Genomic DNA, 2,000 nt, shown 5'->3' with positions numbered 1-2,000 from the left:
GGGCGGAGAGCAATCATCCTGTGAGAAGGTCCAGGAGAGGAGCCTGTTTGAGGTTACGGACCTGAACTGGTCTGACATTCCGGATTTCATGGCCAGAGATCACTGCGACAATTGCTCAGTCGTCACCGCAGACAGGTAGGGATGATATAATATGGATGCGAACGGAGGTGGAAAAATGGCCAAGACAGTCTTGATATCTGAAGACAGCATTGTAGCGATGCTTAAAGAATTACCTGAGGGCACTCTGGTGGACATATTTGCGAAGATGTTGATCCAAAGTGATAGCTCTCCTTTGACTGACGAGGAGGAAACATCGTATAAGGAGGCTCTGAAGGAACATGACAAGGGTGAGGTTGTGAATTGGGCAGAGTTGAAATAAAGTTCGCAAAAGAAGCAGCTAGGCAGTACAAAAGACTACCGAAGGAATACAGGACCCTGGTTGATATTGCTCTTTCCCGGTTATCTGAAGGTCTGGAGCTGGATTTGAAGCCTGTGGCAGGTCGGAAGGGATGTTTACAGGATCAGGATTGGCAGATATAGAGTGCTATTCGTGAAGTTCAATAGAACCGTGTTGGTGTTCAGGGTGTCTCCAAGGGGCGAAGCGTACAAAAGGTGAATTCGGGAAGTGGCCCGACGAGGATCTTACGCCCGACAGGTCTGATCTCGGAAGGATAGGCAGAACCTCCAATTTGGGATTTGGAATTTGACAGCGTGAGATTGCCACGCACCTTTCGGGTGCTCGCAATGACAAAGAGAGGCCCGCAATGACAAGGGACGTCCGAAGTTCGGGATTTGGGTTTTGTTTGGGGTTTGGGCTGTGTAATTTGGAATTTACTTGTGGCTACGCCCTTACCTTGCCGATGAGCTTCTCGACTTCCGCGCGTTCGTTGCAGAGTTCGAGCACGCTCTTGCCGGTGATCAGTCCCTTCAGGTAAAGGGCGACCAGAGCTTCGTCCATCGAAATCATGCCTATGTCGCGATGGGTGCGGATGACGTTGGGCAACTGGTAGATTTTGCCTTCCCGAATCAGGCTCTTGGCCGCTGGATTGCCGAGCATAATCTCTACCGCAGCTACCCTCCCTGAGCCGTTAGCCCGGGGCACGAGAACCTGACACAGGGCAGCCACGAGCAAAGAAGCCAGCCGTGTCTGAGCCAGGTGGCGCTGATGAGGCGGGAACAGGTCTATTATTCTCTCCATGGCCTGGGTGGCGCTGGGGGCATGGCCGGTGGTCAGTATGAAGTGACCGGTCTCAGCTACAGTAAGGACGGCGTCAGCGGTATCCGGGTCCCTCATTTCCCCGACCACAATCACGTCCGGGTCCTGCCTCAGGATGTGCTTGAGAGCATTGGCGAAGGACAGGGTATCGGCGCCCAGTTGGCGCTGGGTCAAAGAACATTTAATGCCCGGGTGCACGTACTCAATAGGGTCTTCAATGGTGACCACATGCCGGGTCTCGTTGAGATTCAGGTGCTGAATCATGGCTGCGATGGTGGTACTTTTACCGCTGCCGGTGGGCCCGGTAACTATTACCAATCCTCTGGGCTTCAGGGCCAGGTCTTTGCATATCTGCGGCAGCTCCAGCTCGTCTATGGTCGGGATTTTCGGCGGTAGCAAACGGACGGCCAGGCTGATAGACCCGCGTTGCTGAGCCGCATTGCAGCGCAGGCGTCCAACGTCCGGCATCGTATAGCCGAAGTCAAGCTCCAGCTGGCGGTGAAAATGCTCCCTTTCCTCAGGCGTGGTCAACTGAAGAAAAGCTTCGCTGATGTCCTCTGCAGTCAGCGGGGCTATGCCGTTGGCAGGCTGCAGGGAGCCATCTATGCGGAACACTGCCGGGCTGCCGACTACCATGTGTAGATCACTTGCCCGCCTTGATTTACCTATCCGCAGCAATCCAAAAACATCCATGTGTCTCTTTCTCTATAATATATTTAACTATATCTACGGTACAGTCTAAGCCACCTTCACCACTACTGTCAATAAGCCGTTAGTAATAGGC

Annotated in this window: 3 protein-coding genes; 2 read left to right on the top strand and 1 reads right to left on the bottom strand. The window is 53.2% G+C overall.

Annotated elements, in window-relative coordinates; genetic code table 11:
• Positions 1-151: 151 nt before the first annotated feature.
• Positions 152-379: a hypothetical protein gene (locus HWQ67_RS17170; protein WP_218253918.1), complete on the top strand. Its 228-nt coding sequence runs from the start codon at positions 152-154 to the stop codon at positions 377-379.
• On the top strand, positions 361-540 hold the full coding sequence (locus HWQ67_RS17165; RefSeq protein WP_218253916.1) for a type II toxin-antitoxin system RelE family toxin: 180 nt from the start codon (positions 361-363) through the stop codon (positions 538-540). Before HWQ67_RS17170 ends, HWQ67_RS17165 begins: the two co-directional genes overlap by 19 nt.
• Before the next feature lie 301 nt (positions 541-841).
• Here HWQ67_RS17165 and HWQ67_RS17160 read toward each other — a convergent pair whose 3' ends face one another.
• On the bottom strand, positions 842-1,909 hold the full coding sequence (locus HWQ67_RS17160) for a type IV pilus twitching motility protein PilT (RefSeq protein ID WP_218253914.1): 1,068 nt from the start codon (positions 1,907-1,909) through the stop codon (positions 842-844).
• Positions 1,910-2,000 lie beyond the last annotated feature (91 nt).

The sequence above is a fragment of the Candidatus Magnetobacterium casense genome (genome assembly GCF_019173545.1).
GTDB classification, from domain to species: Bacteria; Nitrospirota; Thermodesulfovibrionia; order Thermodesulfovibrionales; family Magnetobacteriaceae; genus Magnetobacterium; species Magnetobacterium cryptolimnobacter.
This window is presented reverse-complemented; position numbering and strand designations above follow the sequence as displayed.